Source organism: Flammeovirga agarivorans, from assembly GCF_012641475.1.
Taxonomy (GTDB): domain Bacteria; phylum Bacteroidota; class Bacteroidia; order Cytophagales; family Flammeovirgaceae; genus Flammeovirga; species Flammeovirga agarivorans.
Map to the genome: position 1 here is coordinate 313058 of NZ_JABAIL010000006.1, position 24111 is coordinate 337168.

The 24111-nt window shown below is 33.8% G+C and carries 7 protein-coding genes; 6 read left to right on the plus strand and 1 reads right to left on the minus strand.

Annotation, left to right across the window (positions count from 1 at the left end):
- The first annotated feature begins 11 nt into the window (after positions 1-11).
- A complete protein-coding gene (locus HGP29_RS19760) occupies positions 12-1508 on the plus strand; it encodes a sulfatase-like hydrolase/transferase (protein WP_168884155.1) in 1497 nt (498 codons plus the stop codon).
- Complete coding sequence (locus HGP29_RS19765) at positions 1508-3055, plus strand: sulfatase family protein (RefSeq protein WP_168884156.1); 1548 nt, start codon at positions 1508-1510, stop codon at positions 3053-3055. Before HGP29_RS19760 ends, HGP29_RS19765 begins: the two co-directional genes overlap by 1 nt.
- Before the next feature lie 1198 nt (positions 3056-4253).
- Here the strand turns inward: HGP29_RS19765 and fbp are convergent.
- Positions 4254-5291, minus strand: coding sequence for a class 1 fructose-bisphosphatase (gene fbp, locus HGP29_RS19770; RefSeq protein WP_168884157.1), 1038 nt, complete (start codon positions 5289-5291; stop codon positions 4254-4256).
- A gap of 597 nt (positions 5292-5888) precedes the next feature.
- Here fbp and HGP29_RS19775 point away from each other — a divergent pair.
- The 4 genes from HGP29_RS19775 (at position 5889) to HGP29_RS19790 (ending at position 23969) form a co-directional block, all read left to right on the plus strand.
- Positions 5889-15017, plus strand: coding sequence for a T9SS type A sorting domain-containing protein (locus HGP29_RS19775; RefSeq protein ID WP_168884158.1), 9129 nt, complete (start codon positions 5889-5891; stop codon positions 15015-15017).
- A gap of 281 nt (positions 15018-15298) precedes the next feature.
- Positions 15299-19396, plus strand: a complete 4098-nt coding sequence (locus HGP29_RS19780) for a hybrid sensor histidine kinase/response regulator transcription factor (protein WP_168884159.1) — start codon at positions 15299-15301, stop codon at positions 19394-19396.
- 176 nt (positions 19397-19572) lie between these two features.
- Positions 19573-21519 carry a sulfatase family protein gene (locus tag HGP29_RS19785; protein ID WP_168884160.1) on the plus strand — a complete coding sequence of 649 codons (1947 nt, stop codon included), beginning with the start codon at positions 19573-19575 and terminating at the stop codon, positions 21517-21519.
- Between the two features lie 53 nt (positions 21520-21572).
- The gene (locus tag HGP29_RS19790; RefSeq protein ID WP_168884161.1) at positions 21573-23969 is read left to right on the plus strand and encodes a fibronectin type III domain-containing protein; all 2397 of its coding nucleotides are present in this window, start codon (positions 21573-21575) and stop codon (positions 23967-23969) included.
- Positions 23970-24111 lie beyond the last annotated feature (142 nt).

Sequence of the window (24111 nt, forward strand, 5' to 3'; positions counted from 1 at the left end):
ATTATCTGAAGATGAAAAAAGGAATAGTACAGCTATTGGGTATACTTCTTTGTATATCCAGTAGCCTTTGCGCCCAAGAACGTCCCAATATTTTATTGGTAATGGCAGAGGATATCAGTAATGATTTAGCTTGTTACGGAATGCCCGAGGTGAAAACACCAACGTTTGACCAACTGGCGAAAGAAGGAATCAGATACACCAATTGTATTGGCACAAACTCTATTTGTTCACCAAGTAGATCTGCTTTAATGTTGGGTACACATCAGAATATTACCAATACTCACAACCATAGAAGTAATAGAAAGGTCGTATTGCCTAATGAGTATACGCCGATTACAAAATTGCTTGCTGATGCCGGATATAAAACAATCGTTGGTAGTAAGTTAGTAATGAAAAAAGGAGAGAAGATCGATTGTAATTTTATGCATCAATCGACTGGAGAGTATAATGGTTCTACTGATTTTGGGTTATTTAATGAAAAGTCAGCCGTATTAAAAAATGATGGAAAACCTTTTTTTGCTCAAGTTCAATTGAAGGTGACACATCGAGGAAATTGGTGGAATTCTATTAGAGAAAAATCCCAACATCCAGTGGACCCTAGCAAGGTAACCCTTCCACCATTTATTGCCGACACTCCAGCTACAAGATTGGATTGGGCGACTTATTTGGACCAAATAGAATATGCTGACCATGAAATGAAAATGTTGATGGACCAACTAGAGGAAAATGGGGTGGCGCAGAATACAGTGATCATTTTTATGGGAGATAATGGAAGAGCGAATATTAGAGGTAAAGGATATGTATATGATTCGGGTTTAAGAATTCCTTTGATTATTCATTACCCAAAGGCATTGAAAAAAGATAAAGTAGATGATCAGTTATGTTCATTCACAGATATATCTGCGACTATTCTTGAACTTGCTCAAGTAGATGTACCAACATATTTTTCGGGAACGTCTCTCTTCGATAAGCAGGAAAGAGACTATGTATATTCTGCTAGAGACATTTGGGATGAGATCAAAGATCGATCTAGAGCGATAACGACAAAACGCTTTAAATATATAAAAAACTATATGCCAGAAGTACCTTATGATGCACATCAAGGGTATTTAGAGTACAATCGTCCAGCAGTACATGTAATGAGAAAATTATATTCTGAAGGCCATCTTACTTCGGCTCAAGCATATTTTTTCTCCCCAAAAAAGGAAGTAGAGGAATTGTATGATTTAAAAAATGATCCTGATGAACTAGTTAACCTGATCCATGACCCAAAATATAAAAAAGAGTTAGAAAAACTTAGAGGGTATATGAATGAATGGCAATTAGAGCATATCGATAGAGGTTTTGAAGATGTTGCACCTGAAGGTTTTAGAGGTGTTGCTTTTGTGAAGTATTTAAAAGTGTATCATCCAGAATTATGGTCACAGCTTGAAGAAGGAAAGCTATTAGACCTTACAAAAGAGCAGTCAGATTTTAGTAAGAATCACTACAAGAAAAAAACGAAATAATGAAATCATATTTCTTAATATTATTGGTATCCACCTTCTTTTTCGGATGCAGTTCCTCTAAACCTGAAAAAGAAAATAAAACTAGTGCCAAACCCAATATCTTACTTATTTATTTGGATGATCTAGGCTATGGAGATATGGGGGCCTATGGGGCATCCAAAAGATTAAAAACACCCAATATGGATTTTTTAGCTCATAATGGGGTACAGTTTACTAATGGTTATGCTACCTCAGCTACTTGTACACCAAGTAGATATGGGTTATTAACGGGCACTTACCCTTGGAAGAATGTGAATGCAAAGATCTTACCTGGTACTGCACCGTTGATCATAGGTACGGAGCAACTTACTTTGCCGAAAATGTTAAAGGCTGAAGGGTATGCTACAGGTATTGTAGGCAAGTGGCATTTGGGCTTAGGTAATGGGTATGTAGATTGGAATAAGACAATCTCTCCAGGCCCAAATGAGGTGGGCTTTGATGAAAGTTATATCATGGCTGCAACGCAAGATAGAGTTCCTACAGTTTATATAGAAAACAATAAGGTAGTGGGGTTGAATCCTCAAGATCCAATTCAAGTAAACTATGAGAAAAACTTTGAAGGAGAACCAACAGCTATATCAAACCCCGAAATGGTAGACATGAAATGGCATCATGGGCATAACAATAGTATCGTTAACGGTATTCCAAGAATTGGTTTTATGAAAGGAGGAGAAGCAGCAAAATGGGATGACTATGAAATGGCCGAGCACTTCTTAATCAAAGCGAAAGAATATATTGAACAGCATAAGGATCAACCTTTCTTTTTATATTATGCACTTCAACAACCTCATGTACCAAGAACTCCCCACCCAAGGTTTAAGGGTAAATCAGGGATGGGACCAAGAGGCGATGCAATTATAGAAGCAGATTGGTGTATTGGTGAACTAATAAAAACACTTGAGAAACAAGGCCTATTAGAAAATACATTAGTCATCCTTTCGAGTGACAATGGCCCTGTACTTAATGATGGATATTATGATGAAGCAGAGGAGAAATTAGGCGATCATCAGCCAGCAGGTGTATTAAGAGGAGGAAAATATAGTTTATTTGATGGAGGAACACGTGTTCCCTTCCTAACGTATTGGAAAGGAAAAATTAAACCGACAAAGTCTGATGCTTTAGTTTGCCAAATGGATTTGCTTTCATCGATTTCAGCGTTAGTTGGTAGTAATTTAAAAACAGATGACAGTGAAAACTTACTATCTGCTTTTTTAGGTAAGAGCAAAATAGGTAGAGAAGAACTAATTTTAGAAGCCACATCAAGAACAGCATTTAGAAAGAATGATTGGTTATTGATTCCTCCTTATGAAGGTCCCGTTGCTTTAAAGAAAGTAAAAATTGAAATCGGTAATAGCGATCAAATACAATTGTACAATTTGAAAGAAGATCCTTCTCAACAAAATAACTTAGCAAAGATTCACCCTGATAAGGTAGCACAAATGATGCAAGCGTTTAAGGCTGTCAGAGGTGATTTTAAGAAGGATGTAAAAGTTTATAAATTAAGATAAAACTATCAGTAGACCAATATTTAATAATTACCTCACCCGGCATTGGGTGGGGTATTTTTTTATTCTCATCAACCCAAGATAGCCCTGGGTTAATGAGAAACATACTTTTTACAAGATGTATTTACTGAACATCGCCACAATTATTACAGGTAAAATCAATCCTGAATAAGTATATATTATTAATTTCTTAAGGTATCTTTTTTTTGGAGCATCATTGTCCTCCACGGCTTTATGATAATTGATATATACAATGTATCCGGAAATTATGATACACAAAGCACATAATATATTGGACAATATCTGATTATCAAAAATCGCAGAAGCAAATAGGTAGGCTATCGCATTACAAATCACAAAATATACCAATAGGTTTAGTCTTTTATCGATCATGGTTAATGTAAGTTTAATAGTTTTTAAGGTTATACATCTTAGACTACCACCTACTAAATTTGTCATCACTTCATATGTATTACGTAAGATTGAGGATGTTTTTTGAAAATAAAAAAGGTTTTATCATACAATAAAACCTTTTTATATAAGATAGTCACAACAAAATATTGAATGCTATACATAAATTTCTATATGCATATTTCTACAAATTATTATAGTTTCTAGCCGAATCTTATATTCATAATAATAACCTGAAAGCAAAGCTATCCAACAAAGGGAATTGAAGTGGAAAATATTTAATCTATAATAGAGGTTGATTTGACAAGTACCTTTAAATGAGTGGTATAAGTCGATGTTTTATGGTGGTTATGTTTGATTGTTATTTTTTTACGATCACATAAATAAAAAAGTCTCCATTATCAATAGAGACTTTTTCTAGGCTTTAGTTAACTTCTTATTCTATTACATTTTTTGTCGATTTACTTTCTTAATTCTTATACCACAAAACTAAACTAGATCATTTATTTAATGCGGGAATAATTAGTCAATGATGGGGTGAATTTTGCTCAATGTTACCTTTAGACTTTTTTTGCCCCAAAAGTTCTTGCAGTATTATTCCCAATAGTTTAAGTGATCTGTAAAAAAAAGAAATTTATTATCCATAAAACCAATACAAAGAGTATCAGCAATGTCCCACAAAGTCGAATAAAAAGATCCTACTCAAAAAGTATTTCTACTTTTTAGAATAGGATCATATTCACACATCATCAATAAATCTATACGTCACACAACAAAAACATTATTCTTGTTAGAAACAGATCAAACTTCTGATCTCTTCATATTCATCCACTAATTTTTTTGAACCAATAATAATAGGTGTTCGTTGATGTATATCTTTTGGTTTTATATCCATAACTCTAGCTGAACCGTTTGTCGCTTTACCTTTTGCCTGTTCTGTCAAAAAGGCCAAGGCATGGCACTCATACATTAGACGTAACTTACCTTCTTTATATTTATCGGTAGACGGATACATATAAACACCGCCTTTCAGAAGGTTTCTGTGAAAATCACATACTAATGACCCTACATATCTTGTCTCCATTTTACGAGACTTCAATTCATAAAGATAAGTTTTAAAGTCTCTAGAAAACTCTCCTTGATCTCTCTCATTGATACTGTAATATTCACCATTTTCAGGCTGTATAATGTTAGGGTGGGAAAGAAAGTATTCCCCTAATGAGGATTCATATGTAAAGCCATTTACTCCATATCCAGTGGTATAAACAAGCATGGTAGAAGGGCCATATAAAATATATCCGGCCGCAACTTGTTGATCGCCTTTTTGAAGAAAATCTTCTTTTTTATAAGGTTTTCCTTGTGGGCTAACTCTTTTATAAATGGAGAAAATGGTTCCAACAGATACATTCACATCAACATTCGATGAGCCATCCAAAGGATCAATAGCCACTACATATTTTGCATTATGATTTCCTGTATCTATTATTTCATCACTTTCTTCGGAAAGAATTGCACATACCTGCCCACCATTAATTAATGCTCTTTTAAAACGCACTTCTGCAATGATATCCAACATTCTCTGAGGCTCTCCCTGTATATTTTCTTCTTCAGTCATTCCTTCAATACCACTTAAGCCGGCTCTATTAATCTCACGGCTAATAATTTTTGAAGCAATAACGATATCTCTTAATAGCTGAGATAATTCACCTGTGGCATGAGGAAATTCACTTTGTCTTTGAGCAATAAAACGGTCTACCGCAATGCCAATATGTGAAGTAAAAGTTTCAATATTAGCATTGGACTTTTCAGTAGTAGTAATACTTTCCATAGTAATGTAATTATTATTTTTGAGTGAATACGGTTAGAGATTTTGCTCCATGAGCATCTATTACAAGAGATTACTCAATGTCAGCGGTTATTTTTAGAAGAGCTAGAGATAAATACTCTATAAACTTTTAGTTCTGTTTTATAATGATAGATCAAAAGTAAGTGATCACTGCATAGTAAGTATCCTTTAGTTTCCTGTTTACCTTGCATGAAACCATAGGACATTAACTTAAAAATAAATACTAGTATCGTTAGGTTGAATAGTGTTAATGGGGTAAAGGATTTACCTTCTTTTTATAAAAAAAATTAGAATAGCTAATGACTAAATGTATTGTGTCAACCCGATTCATTTCTTTATTTTTTGAGAACAATTAGCGTATAAATCCTTTTATCAAGGGGGGTAATTCGGTTTTACTAGACTCATTTATAAGAAGTAAGGTAGTTTATTGGTGGATACTAAATATTATTGTTTAGAAACTTCAACACCACATTTTTTGACATGAAGTATGAATATATAGGAATGGTTACTTGTATGCTATGAAAGTATACCACCTGTATCGTTGTAGATAATTGTTAAACAAATTTCTTCACGTTTGAGATGAAAACAAAACAACTACTTTTCTTCAAGCTAATATTTTTCATTATTTATTTTTTACCACTAGACAAAGCTTTTGGTACTTACAACTATGATAATAATTCGATTTACCCCTCAGCAACGTCTTCTGCTGTTAGAGATATTTACTCTAGGAATGGCACTTATACTTTGGAAGCAACAGATGCTTTTTCATTAAACTCTAATGGAGTAGGAAGTTATACTAATGCACAAAGTGGAGATGTATTGCATATCCTTAAAGATTCTTATTATACAATCACCCAAGACAATCATCTTTTTTCTAAAGTAATTATAGAAGAAGGAGGAACGTTAAGAGTTGGAAAAACTACCGGGCATAATTTTACCATAATTGAAGGAACAGGAATTTTATTTCTTAGTGGTGATAGTGATCAAATAATAAATCTTCCACAAGGTGATGGAAAGCTGACTGAAGAGGGGTTCTATCAATATAACACCTTAACAGGAAAAGGAGGAACTGTAGTTTTTGAAGGAGATCAAGATATACAAGTTGATGCTACAGTAAATGAATTGAGTAACATTATCGTCAATATTGGAGAAACAAATACTTTATTCCTACAAAGTATTACACTAAATGGAAATTTGATGATCAATAAAGGGATTGTTAGTTTTGGTTCCTTTAATGATTCTGACCAATGGAATTTAGGAGCAGCTCAAAACCTTACAATATTTCAGGACTTAAGTATATCATCAGCGGCTCAGTTTATTCAAAACTCGAATGATAACACTTTTAATCACTCTATTGAATCATATGGAAATATAACAATAGATGGTAATGTGACGTTACCCAATGTCAATCTAAAAGCATTGAATCAAGAAATAGATCAGAACGAGAAAGCTAGTCAATTATTTCTATTTAATGAGTATACTACATTTCGTTATTTAAATATCAACAAGCCTATTACCTCTACTTTAAAACTTGAAGCAAGTAGTAATGGAATGCTAACGTTAAATACTGATGGGTATGCCTTAGACTTACAATCTGGTACTTTAGAGATTGGTAAAGGGATTTCTTATGATTTATCAGGGGCAAATTATACAATACCCACAGGAAGTGAGGTGATTGTGTCAAATGGAGGAGAATTAATTAAGTCAGGAGTAAATGCTTTTTACCTAGAAGGTAAACTTAGCGTACAAGGTGGACTGGTAGATATTCAGACTGTTGTTCCGAGTGGAATTACATTAAGAGAAAAAGGAATACTGGAAGTAAATAATGGCACCTTAAAAGCCGTAGCCATTCGACCTACTATTGCTTCAGCAATCTCTTTGCATAGAGGTTCATTTGTGCAGAACGGAGGCACAGTAATATTGGGTAAAAATGCCCAAGGTATACAGAGTTTCCATACCTTAAATTTACCGTTTGCAGACAATTCATTCGAAGTTCATAATGGTGGTATTCTTAATGTGTATGCTCAATCTGGGTGGGGGATTCATATCGGTTCAGATCCAGAAAATGTAAAAGTGGATGGTGGGGAAATCAATATCTATGTGGCAGAAACGCCGAATGATTTCGATCCTAATGTTGCTACTCCAGATTATCCAACGTTTATTGTCAATTCGAGTTCTCCGTTATATGATGTTGCTTCATATTACCAAAAAAGTGATTCAGATAGCTATACAAATTATGGCAGAGTAAAATTAGATACTGCTTCATTTTTTAATGGAGACAAGACGATTATATCTTCAGAGGCGAACCATTTAGAAATAAAAGGATCTCTATCTTTAAATACTTACTTCGATGGTAATAACAAAGACTTATTTATCTATAAAGATCTTCACCTTAATATTTTAGATGCCATTGTATATACTGGGACATTAAGGTCAACCAATGAATCAAAGTACTTTAAGTCAACTGTCAATTGGTTAAATTTTGTAGGGAATGAAAACTCAATTCTAAATATTAATTATGAAGTTGAGGAAGATATAAAGGCTGATCTAACGAACATATCTTTTGGAAATTTCAGAATAAATAAAGATTCTCGTGATGTAAAAGTGACTTTACAAGCAGACCCTAGTTTTTCTATATCTGTCAATACTGAAGCTAATTTTGCGAATACGCCGGTAGATAAAGTAGGACATGGATTAATCCCGAAAGATAAAAATGGAAACCCTGTTAATGGAACGGATGGCTCAGGTTATGATAAAGGAGAGCGATTCGAAGATTACTCTAACCTCGTAGATTTTGAAGGAGATTTTGAACTTTTAGAAGGTACTTTCGACCATAGAAATTATTCAGTAAGGATGTTTAGAGAAGGTGCACAAGTTAAAAATTATGGTGTTTTTGGCCTCTACTCAGGTCAATCTTCATTAGAGGATACAGAAGGAACATTTGGTGTGCAGGCGCTCTTAAAATTTAGGGAGGGAGACATCACTTTGGAAACGAGTCAGAACTCAGAATTTGGGAATGTAAGAATCTTTTTAGAAGATCATACTTTATCATTAACCAGTGATGTTAAAATAAATAGGATACAGTATGTATCAGGTACTGTAGACCTATCAAATCATCAGTTGACTATTGACAGAATGAGGTTCGATCGTTCATTGAATAGCTATTGTAAAGACCTTAGTGATCCAGATTATGATCCTGCTTGTATCGCTGAAAAAGTACCAACCTTTGGTATTTCTAAATTAGTAAAAGGTAGTGAAAGCTGGAAAACGATCAATTATCATAATTTCTTTGTGACGGATGGGAAACCTTCCAGTGGTGGTTTAAAAATTAAAGTAGATAATTTTGATCGACTCCATAAGATGTTGACAAGGATCTATACTGATGAGAAATCATATCACTTCACGAATAATTCAAATTATATTGCTCAAGCGATTACTACATCAAATAGTCGAGAGTTATGGCGTTCTTTATTATTTCCTGTAGGAATAAAAGACAATGGAAATCTCTATTACACTCCAGCTTTATTGCATCTAGAAAATGGCCCTGTAGAGATTACGAATACAGGGTATGTTTCTGTACGACCTGCTTTGGGTATTCTTCCAACAGCTGGTAGTGATCCATCCAATGAGTTGTTAAATATCTATTGGAATGTAGAAAAGCATGATTTTACAAATAATACAGCACTACCAAAAGTCAATTGGTTCTTTAGTATTTCAAATGATTTTGCTTCTGGGAACAATCCATTTACACAATCTGGAAACAACTTAACCAAAATGGATCTTGAAGATAGAGTACCAGGAAAAGTATTGAACGGAGATGACTATATCAGACAAATCAACAATGATGTTATAAGTGCCTATCAAAGAAAAGGGTTTGCTGCTCCAACTTATAATAGTGATAATCATATCGTCTCAGGGCATATTCAGCAAAATGTACTTTTGCAATCAGAATATGATAACGGAAGTGCGTTTAATCCATCATCAACAGATGAAGATAAGGTGTATGCGGGTAAGTTAGTCTTCGAGTTTGAAAAAGATTATGATGCTACGAATGGACGATTTTACTTAGAAAATGCAAATTATACTGTAGGTCCTGAATCTGCTTTTAATGGATATCCGGGGATATACGTTTATCAGAATAAACTATCTGAAAGTGGTGGAAAATATAGTTATCATTATAATGATGGAGAAGGGAGTAATACTTGGGACAATATTTTAAATTGGTATGTATTAGAAGAATCATCACAGACTTTATCACAAGCATATACTATCCCAAGTTTAAATGACGTAGCCATCTTGGGAACAGAAGAAAAGTACACTATTGTTAGTGGAGCAATGACAGAAACAGTTCCAAGTACAACAAAAAGTTTCACCACAAGCTATGAAGGCGTTGATATCGAATTAGCACAATTGATTTTCAATCATTCTACTTTAAGAAGAAGTGCCTTGAAAATTAAAGGAGCGGATTTAAAAATCGGAAAAGTGGTTGGCTCTGGAGAAATTGAACTGGACTTTGGAGCAGATAAAGAAGATACTTTCTATCGTCCACAATTAATAGGAGATTTTGGAGACTGGGCAGCCAACGAAAAAAGTATTCTTAAAATTACTCTGCCTAAAGAATTAAAAGATGATGATGATCCTAGTTTAGGGTACAATAGAGTAGATATTGGTACGCAACGCTTGACAGAAATTGAATTGTATGATTTGCCAAAACTTCCATATGTTGAGATTCACTCTGGTGCAGGATATTTTACTGAGGATTTACGAGCATATCAACTTGATATTTATTCTAACGCCACTGTACTTGTAAGAGCAGATTATGAAAATGGAGATATTACCGCTGATAATAATATTCGTTTAAATAATAATGGTGCATTGATTTTCCAAAAGGGAGGAAACTTTGATAGAACAGTAAAAACTGGTGGAATTATCAGTACACTTACAACGTATAACAATGGTAATAACGAGAGAAACTACAATCATATTTATGTTGAACAGGGAGAAATAAGTACTGGAACACCTCGTCAACATCAGTTATATGTTTCTGGGAATATTGCTTTAGCAGATATTGTAAATTTTGATTTATTTGGAGCAGGGAATGATTTATGGACACCTTACATTATAGGAAACAATCAGCAGGTAGATTTTGAATATGATCCTGAAAATATTCCTCAAGTGATAGCTGATTCCGCTAATGTATCGAAGGTGAGTTTATATTTTGATGGAGAGACCGACGGAAAACTAACACATGCTGATAATGAATATAGGATTCTTCCTGAATTCTATGATATCGTGATGAATAAGTCGAAATCCACCAAGTTTACTATTGAAAGAGGGTTTAATTTAGCAAAACATAGTCAGGGTAATAAAGCAGAAAAACCACTTCAATTAGTTAGTGGGGAGCTAAAATTTGATCTTAAATTATTGACAGATCAAGCTGTTTTGGGAAATCCAACGGATCAAAACCTAAATATTGATGTCAACACAGGTGGAGAAGAATTTTATATAGCCTCAGATGCAAAATTGACGCTTGGTAATGCATCGACAATTTCTGTTTCCTCTATAGAAGAAATGGGTGGAGGTATTTTATTAGACGGAACATTGGAAGTCATTGATGGTGGAGTGGCAAGGGTATACAATGGAAGTCAAACTAGTAATAATTATATTAGTTATGGTAGTTCTGGATCTGCAAGAATTAATATTTTGGAAGGAGCTGCGTTGATAGTAGGTTCACAATTACGACGACAATTGTCAAGTGAGAGAGGTACGATTACCCTTTATCAAGAAGGTGGGAAAATTGAAATTGGTGGACAAGATATTCCTGATGAATTAAGGGGTAGAGCTATTTTAGAGATAGTCGATGAAGGAGCTATTCAACTTAACTATGATGTAACAACCTTAGATGGAAATCTGAATTACTTCAAACTAAAAGGTTCAGAATCATATGATTCAAATCAAGTGAGTTTATTGTTTACTCCGAATTCTCCATCTTTAAGTTATTTCTTTAAAGACAATACGATAACGACTCCATCTAGATTTATTATTGAAGGAGTTTCGGGGAAAGATTTTATGATCAATTCTTCTCTTCCTTTAGGAAATACAGATATTATCAATGGGCATGTAGGGGTTATCACTAATGACCTTTCTTTCTATGGTAATTTGATGATCAATGAAGATGTAATCTTTAATCAGCATGAAATGAATATTTCTTTTTATGGGAATATTTATAATAGTGGTACTTACACTGGCAATAGTAAAACAGCCAATTTTATTGGAGGAAAGCCACAATACTTAGGTGATTACAATGCTGTAAATTCAGGGAAAAAAGGGAGTTATAACTTTGGTCATGTTCACCTAAACGGATCAAATACAGACTTAGTAGTTCAATATGGAAAACAACAGAATAATGCAGATGGGGTAACTGTTGAAGGGAACTTAGTAATAGAAGGAGAGGCGGATATAGTATTGGATATTCCTCTAAGCTTGGAAAGAAACCTATTAATTCATGAAGGATCTTCAATAGAAGGAACTTCTGCAATTGCTTTTGAAGGTACAGAATTACAGGAACTTTATTCCGAGAATGGAGTGATAGAAAACTTGATCATCAATAATGAACATGATGTACATATTCAAGACCCGAACAATGAAACATTGTTTTTAAAGTTGTCTATAAATGGTGATTTAACGTTGGCTAAAGGGAATTTAGTGATCGATGAAAACTCACTTTATCTCGGAGAACAGGCCAACATTTTAGGAAGTGGCAACGGAAATAATAGAGGTGAATTTAATGCCTCAAGAATGTTGGTATTATCTGATAGAAATAGAGATGGTGGAGTGATCAAATTTATTGAAGCAGGTGATACGAATAACTTTTGTCTTCCAGTTGGTGTGTTAGGTAAATATACACCCATTGCCATCGACTTATCTTCCAATGTTATTGATGAAACGATAGGTATTGAGATAAAGTTATTAAACGAGAAGCCTGTAAAAGCGTATAGATCATTGGTTTACAATAATTCAGAATGGGTGAATAATCCGGTGTCTTTTGAAAATTCGGATATTCTTAACTATGCTTGGTATATGGATATTGTAAAGACGGATGGTACAAAATTCAATTATGATCAATTACCGACTTTAGATTTTGATGTCACTTTCTATTATGATGTGAATGACGTAGAGAATGATGAATCTAAATATTTACCTGCTATTAGTATTGGTAGTGGTTTTAAGAACTTCACAACCGATGAGGTGAATACTACAGACCACTCGGCTAAGATTTTAATAAATAATACCTTAATAGAATACTTTGATAACATCAATGGTGTCAATGAGTTTAGTGCATTAATCGCTGTAGGTGATCCTGACCATATTGCTTCTACGGTACCTATTTATCGATCAAAAAATGTAGCAGTATCTCCAACGGAAGAAAATTGGGATGATGCTTCAATTTGGGAAGTGAATTTAATTGGCGGTCATAATAGCGATGAAGAGGGTAATAATGCCTGGTTAAACACTACATCTTATCCTGACGGTGGACCTATTGTTATTATCCAAAGAGGAACAAAAGTAAAATTAGACCTTGAAACGGTCATTTCCGAGTTAATTATTGAGGGGAACAACGATAGTTACCCTGCCGGTGAATTTATTGTGGAAAGTAACACTGATAAATCTGACGTAAATAACTCAATAGTAGGTAATATTTCTGGTCAGGGAATTCTTGTGATGAGAACAGATAATATTCTTGATGATAATTGGACAGAATTCTTAACTATCAATAATGGCAGTTTAGTACTGGAGAAGAATGATTTTCAAGATAATTATTTCTTTCATGGTGGATTATTTAATGAATCGGATATTACAGATATGCCAAATAATAAGTTGATTGCTATTTCCGCAATTAACGCAACTACATCCGGTATTTATTCTTTACAAACTAAAGCCGCTGATGTAGAGGCAAAACAATCCTACCCAGTATATCATTTAAAAAACAATATAATGATAGGAGAAGGGGGTGTTACCGTTAATGAATATTCAGCGTTAGTAGTAGGCGATGATGGAGTCAATATTACTATGGAGACATCCACACTGAACTTAAAATCAAATTCAACACTAGCGTTAGCTGGAGGCTCTAAAATAGTGGTGAATGGAACTTTCAATGTCGAAAGTGGTACTAGGATTTATTCTTATTCCAACAGTTCTGGAGTAGAACGAATTCTTGAGTTCAAAGAGGATATTAATATCATTTCTGGAGTAGATTTGTCCGAAGATGCATTCACATTTGCATTAACGGGCAATGGCCAACAACAAATGATCAATGCGAATATTACAGGTAGTAATAGCTTAAGAAAGCTAGTAATTGATAATAACTATAACGAAAAGCTAAACAACCAAGCAGCAGTACACCTTTTACAAGAGATAAATGTCAATGATTTAGAATTGATTGATGGTATTTTAGATGTAAAAAATGGATTATTAAACCATATCGGAGATATCGCTATAGAGCCTGATGATATGATGAATACAATGGAATCTTATATTGTTGGACTCGCAAAATTTAGGGTGCCAAGTGATCATAAAGAAAACACCTTTTTTCCGGTAGGTACCATTCAAGAATTCCACCCTATTGGTATTGGCAGACATGAGGTAAGACCGGGTGCAGGTGATGATAATTTTAGTAAGAACTTTCCCGGCAGTTATATCACTTGGGAAGTAGGTTTTACATCTGGAGCAGCTGATTTGTTGATTCCGGATAATAGTATCAATGATGTTTATGAAGGATATTGGGAATTAAACCCTATCAACCTTTCAGCTTCGGAGAAATTTACAACTACCGTCAATTTTATTTATACAGGGAAATTAGACAAGAAAGGGGCTTCAGTAGAAGATTTAAGAATCTTGCATCAAGATATTGACAACATCAATAATATAAATAGTAACTGGAACTTCATAACTGGCGATTTAGATACGGAGCCTGAAGATATTACCACTTCAGGTTCCAATAACATTGTTCAATCTCAGCCAATTACATTTAATCATTCTTCTAATTCTAGTGTTCGATGGAGTTCGAATACAAGGACAATGACAGAAATATCTACACCATCTAATGAAGATAATGTAATAACTGTAGCATCATTAGGGGAAGATTTACCAATTGAACTATCTCACTTTACTGCCTCGGCAAAAGAAGGAAAAGTGTATTTGGCTTGGCAAACACTTACAGAAATTAATAATAAAGGATTTGCCATTTATAGAACCAAGGATGGAAAAAATTATGAGAAGGTTGGATTTGTGGAAGGCTATGGCAATTCAAATGTAAAACTAGACTATAGTTTTGTGGATGAAGCTCCATACAGTGGTATTTCTTACTACCGATTAATTCAAAGTGATTTTGACGGAAGGTCTGAAAGCTTTGGTCCAGTTGAAGTGACGATAGGTAATAACGGTCCTCGAGAGATTACAGAAAATGCAGTGGTTATCTATCCTAATCCTTCGAATGGTGAAGATGTAAATATGGAGTTATATCAAATGGAAGGAATCATCGAAATCAACCTAATAAATAATGAAGGTAAAATATTATCCACAGAGAGAATAAATACAGATTATTCAAGAAAGATGCTGATTAAAACATCTTCATTGAAGTCGGGCATCTACTTTATAAAAGTAGTCAATGGCTTTGATAGAATCGTGAAGAAGTTGATCGTTCAATAAACGTGATGCTTTGATGACGATTAAATATCACTCAAAAAAGGAGTACGATGAAAGTATTCCTTTTTTGTCCATAAATAATAAGTGAATTACATAAATACTTATTATTTTTAGGAGAGATTATGTAATGAAAATATAACTATCCATTGAAATGAAATCTACCCTAGTTATGTTTTTTGTCTTATAGTAAATGTTTAGAACCAAGAAGAGAAAAATAGGCTTTTTATTAAAATCACTTGTTTTCTTGAATGCATTCTAAATAGTAAATGAGTTTATGTATTGTTATGAAGTATATATATCAAGTAATTTTTTTAGTACTTTATTTACTAACACCTATTAATAGTCTTGGAGTTGAAAACTTTGAAATCCAAAAGTTGACAGTTTCCCAGGGATTAGCCCATTCTGATGTTAGAGGAATCTGTCAGGATGACTATGGTTTTTTATGGATTGCGACTCTAAAAGGGTTGAGTATGTTTAATGGTAAAGAGGTCACCAATTTTCAATACAACCAATTCAATAAAAGTGATTTTCCCACCAATAGAATTATTGCTATGAAGAAAGGGAAAGGTCCTTACTTATACCTACTACTAGAAAATCATGGTATCTCAATTTTCAATACAGACGATTACACCATAAAAAATTTCCATCTTTTAAATGACAAGGACAATGTGAATCTATTGGATTTAAGGACAATGTCATTGCTCTACATGGATGGCTATGGTGATAAACTATTTTTAGCTTCAAGAAAAGGATTTGTCTATCAAGTGAACCTTGATGCTAATGGTAAGCCTGTACAAATCGAGAAGTTGAAAATCATCAATGACTTGACAAAAAAAGATTATAGAATTCGAAGTATTCTAGCAGATGATGATGGTAATTTATGGGTTTGTTCAAGAAATGGTCTTTACTTAAGACAGAAAGGAGATGACATTAAGAAGGTGAATTTCAAAAATAAAAATATCACCGATCTAAAAAAGATCTTCAAAATAAATAAGGATAACTATTTAATTGGTACAAACCAATCGGCCTATAAATTTAACCTGAAGACAGGAAATGTTAAGAGGATACTTGCCAACAAAAAAATCAACGAAGTAACCGGTTTCTTAAAAAGAGAAAACAATGAACTTTGGATTGGTACAAATAACGGCATCTGGATTAAACCAGAACATGGTAAACCAAGACATCTGATCCCTGATGAATCGTCTATGGTGAATAGAATTTCAGTATTATACAAGGATAACTCGAACTCTCTTTGGATCGGCTGTAATGCTATTGGAGTAAGATATATCAACACCAAAAGCCAAGTAGTTGATAATATCCCTTTAAAAACCGGACAGGAAGATGGTATAAAGAAAGGGTTCATCACAAGCATTAGTAAGATTGATAATTATTTATTGATCGGAAGTATGGATACTGATTTATACTTCTATGACTTGAATAAAAAAGAGTTTACTACTTCTAGGGTTTTTAATAATAGTAATTTTGTTACAAAAATTTTAGTCACAAAAGACCGTAGAATTTGGATTGGTACAAGAAATAATGGCCTAAAGGTATCGAAAAAACCATTTACTTCTATCGCAGATTTAGAATGGATAAATGCGAGAAATGAAATAAAAAATGCAGAGAAAGTAAGAGGTAAGATATCGTATATACAAGATCTATTTGAAGATAAGTACAACAATCTTTGGGTAAGTAGTCATGATCTACCTCTATTTAGATACAACATCTCAGAGAAAACAGTTCAGTTGTACGAAGGGTACGATAATAATGAAATTCAGGTATCCAATCTTTACTATGAACCCACAAAAGATCTGATTTGGTTAAGTACAATGAACTACGGTTTATTTAGGTTGACGGTAGAAAATGATAAAATTAAGTCTACTAGACATTATAAAAGTAACCTAAATGATGCAACAACTATATCATCAAATTATACCTGGTCGGTAGTAAGAGACTTTAATGATAAGATATGGGTAGGAACCATTGGTGGTGGGTTGAACCTTTTAAAAGATGAGGAAAAAGGGATATTCGAAAAGTTAAATGCGACGAATTCGGATAGTGATATTGAATGTTTATTAGTGGATGCTATTCAGAAAAAGATCTGGTATGCAGGAGGTACAATTGCCAGTTACGACCCTCAAACGAAAGAAAATATTATCTACTCTAGAGTGGATGGGGTAAAAAATGAAAATGGTTTTAAAGTAGGAGCAGATTACCTTGCAGAAGATGGTATTATGTATTTCGGTGGTGTCGAAAACCTCTCATTTATTGATCCAAATAAATTAATACACAATAATTTTAATCCGACGATAAACCTTACAAGCCTGAGTGTTAATGAATCGCCTGTACATATTGGTCAAGAAGTAGATGGTAGAGTTATTTTGGAGAAAGGACTGCATATTACAGATAAGTTTGTTTTGGGTCCTGATCAGAAAAACTTTAATATCAGCTTTATTGCTATTTACCCTTCAGCGGTGAATCAGGTAGAGTATCAGTATAAACTTGAAGGTTATGATAGTCATTGGATTCGAGTAAATAAAGGGGAAAATAAGGTCTATTTCTCCAATTTACCTTCTGGAGAATATACTTTTAATGTACGAACTAGAATCAGTAACGGCGAATGGTCTATACCTGCAACTGTAAAAATAAAAATTGAAAAACCTTTCTGGAAGCAATGGTATTTTATCCTCACTTTGATCATTGTGGTTATGGTCATCCTTGTGATCATCAACATTAATTATCTAAGACAACAGAAACTAGCTCATAAATTGGAAATCACTGAGTTAGAAAGAGAAAAAGACCAAGAATTAATTGATCAGAAACTGAAATTCTATACTAATATCAGTCATGAATTAAGAACACCTTTAACTTTAATGAAGGGACCTCTAGAGGATTTAGTTTCTAATCATTCTATCAGATCATCTTTAAGAGAAAAAGTACTATTGGCTTATAATCAGACAAATAAGCTATTGGATTTGGTGAATCAACTCCTTGATTTTAGAAAGATTGAGAATGAAAAAATTCAGCTAAACCTTCAGAATGGTAACTTCTATGACTTTATTCATGAGATATTTACCACCTTTAATTATAAAGCCAAATCGAAGCAAATAGATTACAAGTTTACATCGAAAAAAGGAGACTATATCATGGCCTTTGATAAAAGTAAGATGGAAACTGTGTTTATGAACCTATTTTCGAATGCTTTTAAATTTACTGAGGAAGGAGGTGCGATAAAGCTTAAATTAAATACGTTTGAGAAAGACAACCAACCTACATTATCTATTACAGTAGAAGATAATGGTTTAGGAATTGACGAAAAATCGATCAGTAAAATATTTGATAGATTTTATCAGACAGGAAATGCAAATTCTATCAGAATCTCAGGTTCTGGCATCGGGTTATCTATCGCAAAAGAAATTATCGAGGTGCATGAAGGATCACTATCTGTAACAAGTAAAGAAGCTGTAGGAACTACATTTGTGATCGAATTGCCAATGAAAACAGTCGAAAATAATACGTCTGAAGTCCTTCCTGAAAACTATTTTATTGAAGATGTAAATCTAAAACAGGATGAAGAAGAAAATCAGAACATAGAAGGAGCTAAGATTTTGATAGTTGAAGACAACACTGATATTCGAAACTTTATCATCAATTTATTTGAAGGGTCTTGTGAAGTGTTGGATGCAGAAAACGGGCAGGAAGCTCTAAATATCATAAAGAAAGACAAAGAAATAGATCTTATTATTAGTGATATCATGATGCCAGTTATGGATGGACTGGATTTCTGTAAGCATGTTAAGAAAGATCCCGATACATGGCATATTCCAATATTCTTATTAACGGCAAGAACGTCTACTTCTCATGAATTAGAAGGCCTTGAGTATGGTGCAGATATGTACATTACCAAGCCATTTAGTCCTGCGGTCCTTAAGAAAACAGTATACAATACATTAAAACATAGAAAAAGGTTATCGACGATGTACAATGATGTTATCAAGTTGCAAAAACCGATTTCGTTGTATGAAGAAGAAAAAGAAGGAGAGTTCTTAAAAGAGATGGTAACAATTGTAGAAAAGTATCTGAGTTCGCCAGATTTTAAAGTACATACTATTGTTACAGAAATGGGGATGTCACAATCTGTGTTATATAAGAAACTTAAGGAAGTGACAGGTAAATCTATCATCGAGTTTGTGAAAGACATACGTATGAGAAAAGCTGGAGAACTACTTCTGAAAGGCGATAAAAAAGTATTTGAGATAGCTGATGAAGTAGGTATTGGCGACATTAAATATTTTAGAAAATGTTTCAAAGAGCATTACGGTATGTCATCGACTGAATACATGAAAAAAATGAAAAGTTTCTCTGAAGAAACACAAGAATAAAGGGAAAAACACCTTGTGGAATATAATACTACAAGGTGTTTTTGTAAATGGTTATTTCATTTTTAAGAGGGGGCATTTTAGTTAATACTCCATTTGCAAGAATCCTCACCCCAAAAATCATTAGGTGTAAATTATACTTGTATAAAGAAATTTTAGAGCACTTATTTTTTTATATAATGAAAGAATTATTATTAATAAACATACTGGTATTCATCTCCATTATGTCAGGGTCTGCTCAGAATAAAGCTGACAAACCTAATATCTTATGGATTACCTTTGAGGATACATCTCCTCATATGATATATGATAATCCGGCGGCAAAAACTCCTGTAATGGATAAGATGGCTGAAACAGGTATCCGATTTAATTCTGCTTTTTCAACAGCAACAATTTGCTCGGCATCTAGGTCTGCAATTATAACAGGTCTACATGCGACTTCTATTGGTACAGGTAATCACCGTTCAAAAGTCAACTTACCTAGTCAAGTGAAAGGCTTTCCTTACTACTTAAGAAAGGAAGGGTATTATACCACGAATAACAAGAAGAAAGACTACAATGTGATGAAGACTCCAGCTTTCACAAAAGAAGCATGGGACGAATCAAGTGGAAATGCTCATTGGAGAAATCGTCCAACTAAAAAAACACCTTTCTTTAGTGTCTTTAATATCATGTATTCTCATGCGAGCCGTAAGTTTGTAAATCCTGAGAAAAAATACATTGAGGAGGTATATAATAATCTTCCAGAAGAATTTAGAACAACACCGGAAGAAGTGGTACTGCCAGAGTATATAAAAGATACGCCTAAAATGCGTAAACATTTTGCTAGAATTTATAATTGTATCAACTATACAGATTATACGATTGGAAAAATATTAGATGAATTAAAGAAAGACAAGCTAGAAGATAATACGATTGTATTTATCTATTCTGACCATGGAGAAGCGATGCCTCGAGGGAAAGGAAATGGCTTGAATACAGGACATAGAGTGCCTCTTTATGTATATGTTCCTAAGAAATACCAAGGACTTACTCCATTTAAGTCGGGAAAAGCAACGGATCAGGTAATGAGTTTTGAAGATTTAGGTCCTACTGTATTATCGTTAGCTGGTGTAGAAATTCCATCACATATGGAAGGAGGAAACTTCTTATCTTCTTCTTTTAAGAAAGAAATGTTTTATGGTGCAAAAGACGGAACAGACGATGCTAGAGATATCACAAGAGAAGTTTCAGACGGGCGTTTTATCTATTCTAGAATTTACAATCCAATTTTACCAGAGCTACAATACAAGCATTACACAGGGCATTCAAAGATCTATGTTACCATGAGAGATGATCTTTGGAAAAATCGATTAAAAGGATTTCAAAAGTCAATTTTCACAGAAGAAAGAGCTTACGAAACACTTTATGATTTAAAGAATGATCCTTGGGAAATGAATAACCTTGCTGATGATCCTGAATTTAAGGAGCAATTAGAAAAAATGAGAGCATTCTGCCAAGAGCAAATTTTAGCGACTAGAGATCTTCAATTTATGCCTTCAGGGGAGATGCTTAGGTTAGATAAAGAATCAGGATTAACACCATTTGAATATAAAACGGATGAGGAGATCTATCCATTAAGTAAGATTCTTCCTATTGCAGAGTTAAGTGGAAAAGGCAAAGAAGTTATCGAGCAACAAGTGGAAGCATTGAATGACAATGAAGATTTGGTACGTTATTGGGCTTTATTTGGTTTGAAAAATCAAAAAGAAGATGCTGAACCATATCTTGATAAGATTATTAAGATGATGGAAAATGACAAAGCAGCTTTTAATAGAATTGAGGCGGCTACTATTGTACATGCTCTGAAAAGAGACGATGCTTCTAAAGCAGTTCTTAACAAATATGCATTGAGTACAGATATGTTTTACCAATGGTATGCGTTAAGAAATATCCAAGATTACTTACCAAATCAACTTGATTTTGTAGATACTTACAATACAGCTTTGAGTAAGCTCAAACCTAACAAGAGTTTACCTGAAGATTTGAAGAATGTGAGGTTTGATGTATTTGATACTTGTAAAGGAGCATTATATATGATCAAACAAAAGCAGAAGTATAATTTATTACCTGCTCAAGCAAATTAAGATAAGATGATTCTACCCTTATTGATATAGGGGTAGAACTTAAAAATATAAGTATGAAAGTTATATTATTACTAACGGCACTATTTAGTGTTACGTGGGCTCACTCGATGTCTTTGAATGATTCAACAACTGTAGCAGTTTTCGATGAAGAAGAGCCGAATAGTAGTTATGTCAAATCAAAGATCAATATAATTACTAAAAACCCTATTAAACTTCATCAAGGATTTGCAGGATTCAATATGCGTATTGGAGATACACCTTGGACATATAATAATCCGGTGTTTAGAAAGGGTGTCCAACAAGCCAATCCAGGTTTTTTACGATACTTTTCAGGAACAAGAAACGATTATCTAGATTTCAATACAGGATTATATATTGAAGAGCATCATGAACAAATTAAAAGTGCCAACAAAGAAGATGGTGACGATGGGTGGAAGGAAAAGGTTCCCAATGATATAAAATGGGTAAATGGAAAAATTCCAAATAGATTGTCTGATATGTATGATCTGTGTGGATCTGTGGGCTCAAGGCTAATCATTACGCTTAACCCTTTTGTACAATCTCCGGAAGAGGTAAAGACTTTTATTAAGTTTATTAAGGACAATAATATCATTGTTGAGGCTTACCAATTGGCTAATGAACCGCAATTATATAGAAAACCGAAGGGAAAATATTTCTTCAAAAATGGCGAAGACTTTGCCTATAAAGTAGATGAAATTATAAAAGCGGTAAGAGAAATTGATCCCGACGCTAGAATAGCTCATAACTATGCCTTTGATAATATTTCCTCAGGAAAATGGGCTGAAGGGATTAAGAAGTATCATAAAGAGAATGGAAGAAACTGGGACTATGTATCTATGCACTCTTATTTATTCTTTGGAACAGGTAATAAGGATTATGACAAAGAATTAGAAAGAATCAGAACAAGAATCAGGAAATTTACAAGTGATGATTTCTTTGATGGCAGATTTACAAAAACATCGTGGGAAGATTCTAAACTGATCATTACGGAATTTAGTTTATGGAACAAGACAGTGCGATATACTCATGCGTACGGTAACTTGTTCAATCCGGAGTACTTAATGAGAATGTCTGTTCAGCCGAGAGCTTACATGATTGGTAATCACTATCTGGGTGAGGCTATAAGAGCAAAAAATAAGTACAAAAATAAAATATTTGAGGCGTATAATAATCACGAACATTTTGATCCAAGTAATCTACCTAACAGTTACACTGCTCGAGAGGAAAAAGTTGCATTAGGACATATCTATGGAGTATTAAATAACAGTGATCAAAGCTATATCACAAAGATTTCGGGTTCTGCTAAAGTTTCCGCTCAAGAAGAAGAGGTGGATGCATTGTACGCAGTAGGTTATAGAGGAAATGAAAGGGTCGATTATCTAATGGTTGTCAATACTTCTAATAAGGGCCATAAGGTACAAGTAAAATTAGATGGTACACTTATCGATAAAAAGTTAGCGATCAAATATTCATATGGAGAAACTCCTCAGGGCGAAATATTACATGGAGAGGAAAATGCTATTAGTAGTGAAAAAGTGACAATTCGTCCTTATAGCGTTACCATTATTTCTTGGCCGAAAGATCAATTACCAACTCCAAAACCAACAAGAATATATTCTATTCGCCATGAGAAGAATGCTGCCACTTTAAAATGGTGGAAAAGAAATACCGCAGATGAGTATATCATCAAGTACGGCACCTCAAAAAATAACCTTAATCAAACTGTTAAGGTGAAAGGAGTAGAAACAAAGACAATAAATGGGTTAGATCATAGCAAAGAGTATTTCTTTTCTGTTGTAGCTAAAAATCAATCGGGAAGTAGTGAGTCTTCTAATATTGTCAATACCAAAGTGAATAAGCCTGATGCACCAAAATTAGTGCGTTCTTACAAATACGATGGAAAAGTGATTGTACATTGGGAGTCGGTTCCTTTTGCCAATAGTTATAAGGTACAGTATAAGACTAAAAACGGTGACTTTTCTGAAGAAGTAGACGCTAAAAACATTACAGGTTATGTTATTGAAAAACTAATAAATAACATTGAATATGAAATAAGTGTAACTGCTTATAATGGAAATGGCAATAGTCAATCATCGAATGTGTTTAATGTGACTCCCTCTGGGAATATTCCATGGACACCTTATTGGTTGAGAGTTTCAAATGAAAAAGGTGAAGGAGTAAAATTAAAATGGCAACCTTCTGATAATAATAAAGGAGGGAAGTACTCGGTATATTACTGTCCATCTCCTTGGGATGAGTCTTCTTATGAGTTAATGGCAGAAGGGCTAACATCACCTGAATTTGTAGATACAAAGGAAAGATCGGGCAATAGATGGTACTACAGAGTGAAATCAGTTACAGAAGATGGAGCAAGTAATTTCTATTCTAACATTGCCACATTTACGACGAAAAAGAAAAATACAAAGTAATAATACTATGTGTTCTGTTTTCATTCTATTCGAAAATAGAAAGACATTTCAATTAAGATGTGTGATTTAAATTATAATCCTCCTTTTTTAGGAGGACTACTTTTTACCACTCCATCTTAATAGTTGAACAAACGAAATAAGA

What these genes read in the sequence shown, in the direction of transcription:
- fbp (WP_168884157.1), bottom strand. Translation starts at nt 5,291, where the DNA reads ATGGAAAGTATTACTACTACTGAAAAGTCCAATGCTAATATTGAAACT.
- HGP29_RS19790 (WP_168884161.1), top strand. Translation starts at nt 21,573, where the DNA reads ATGAAAGTTATATTATTACTAACGGCACTATTTAGTGTTACGTGGGCT.
- HGP29_RS19765 (WP_168884156.1), top strand. Translation starts at nt 1,508, where the DNA reads ATGAAATCATATTTCTTAATATTATTGGTATCCACCTTCTTTTTCGGA.
- HGP29_RS19760 (WP_168884155.1), top strand. Translation starts at nt 12, where the DNA reads ATGAAAAAAGGAATAGTACAGCTATTGGGTATACTTCTTTGTATATCC.
- HGP29_RS19775 (WP_168884158.1), top strand. Translation starts at nt 5,889, where the DNA reads ATGAAAACAAAACAACTACTTTTCTTCAAGCTAATATTTTTCATTATT.
- HGP29_RS19785 (WP_168884160.1), top strand. Translation starts at nt 19,573, where the DNA reads ATGAAAGAATTATTATTAATAAACATACTGGTATTCATCTCCATTATG.
- HGP29_RS19780 (WP_168884159.1), top strand. Translation starts at nt 15,299, where the DNA reads ATGAAGTATATATATCAAGTAATTTTTTTAGTACTTTATTTACTAACA.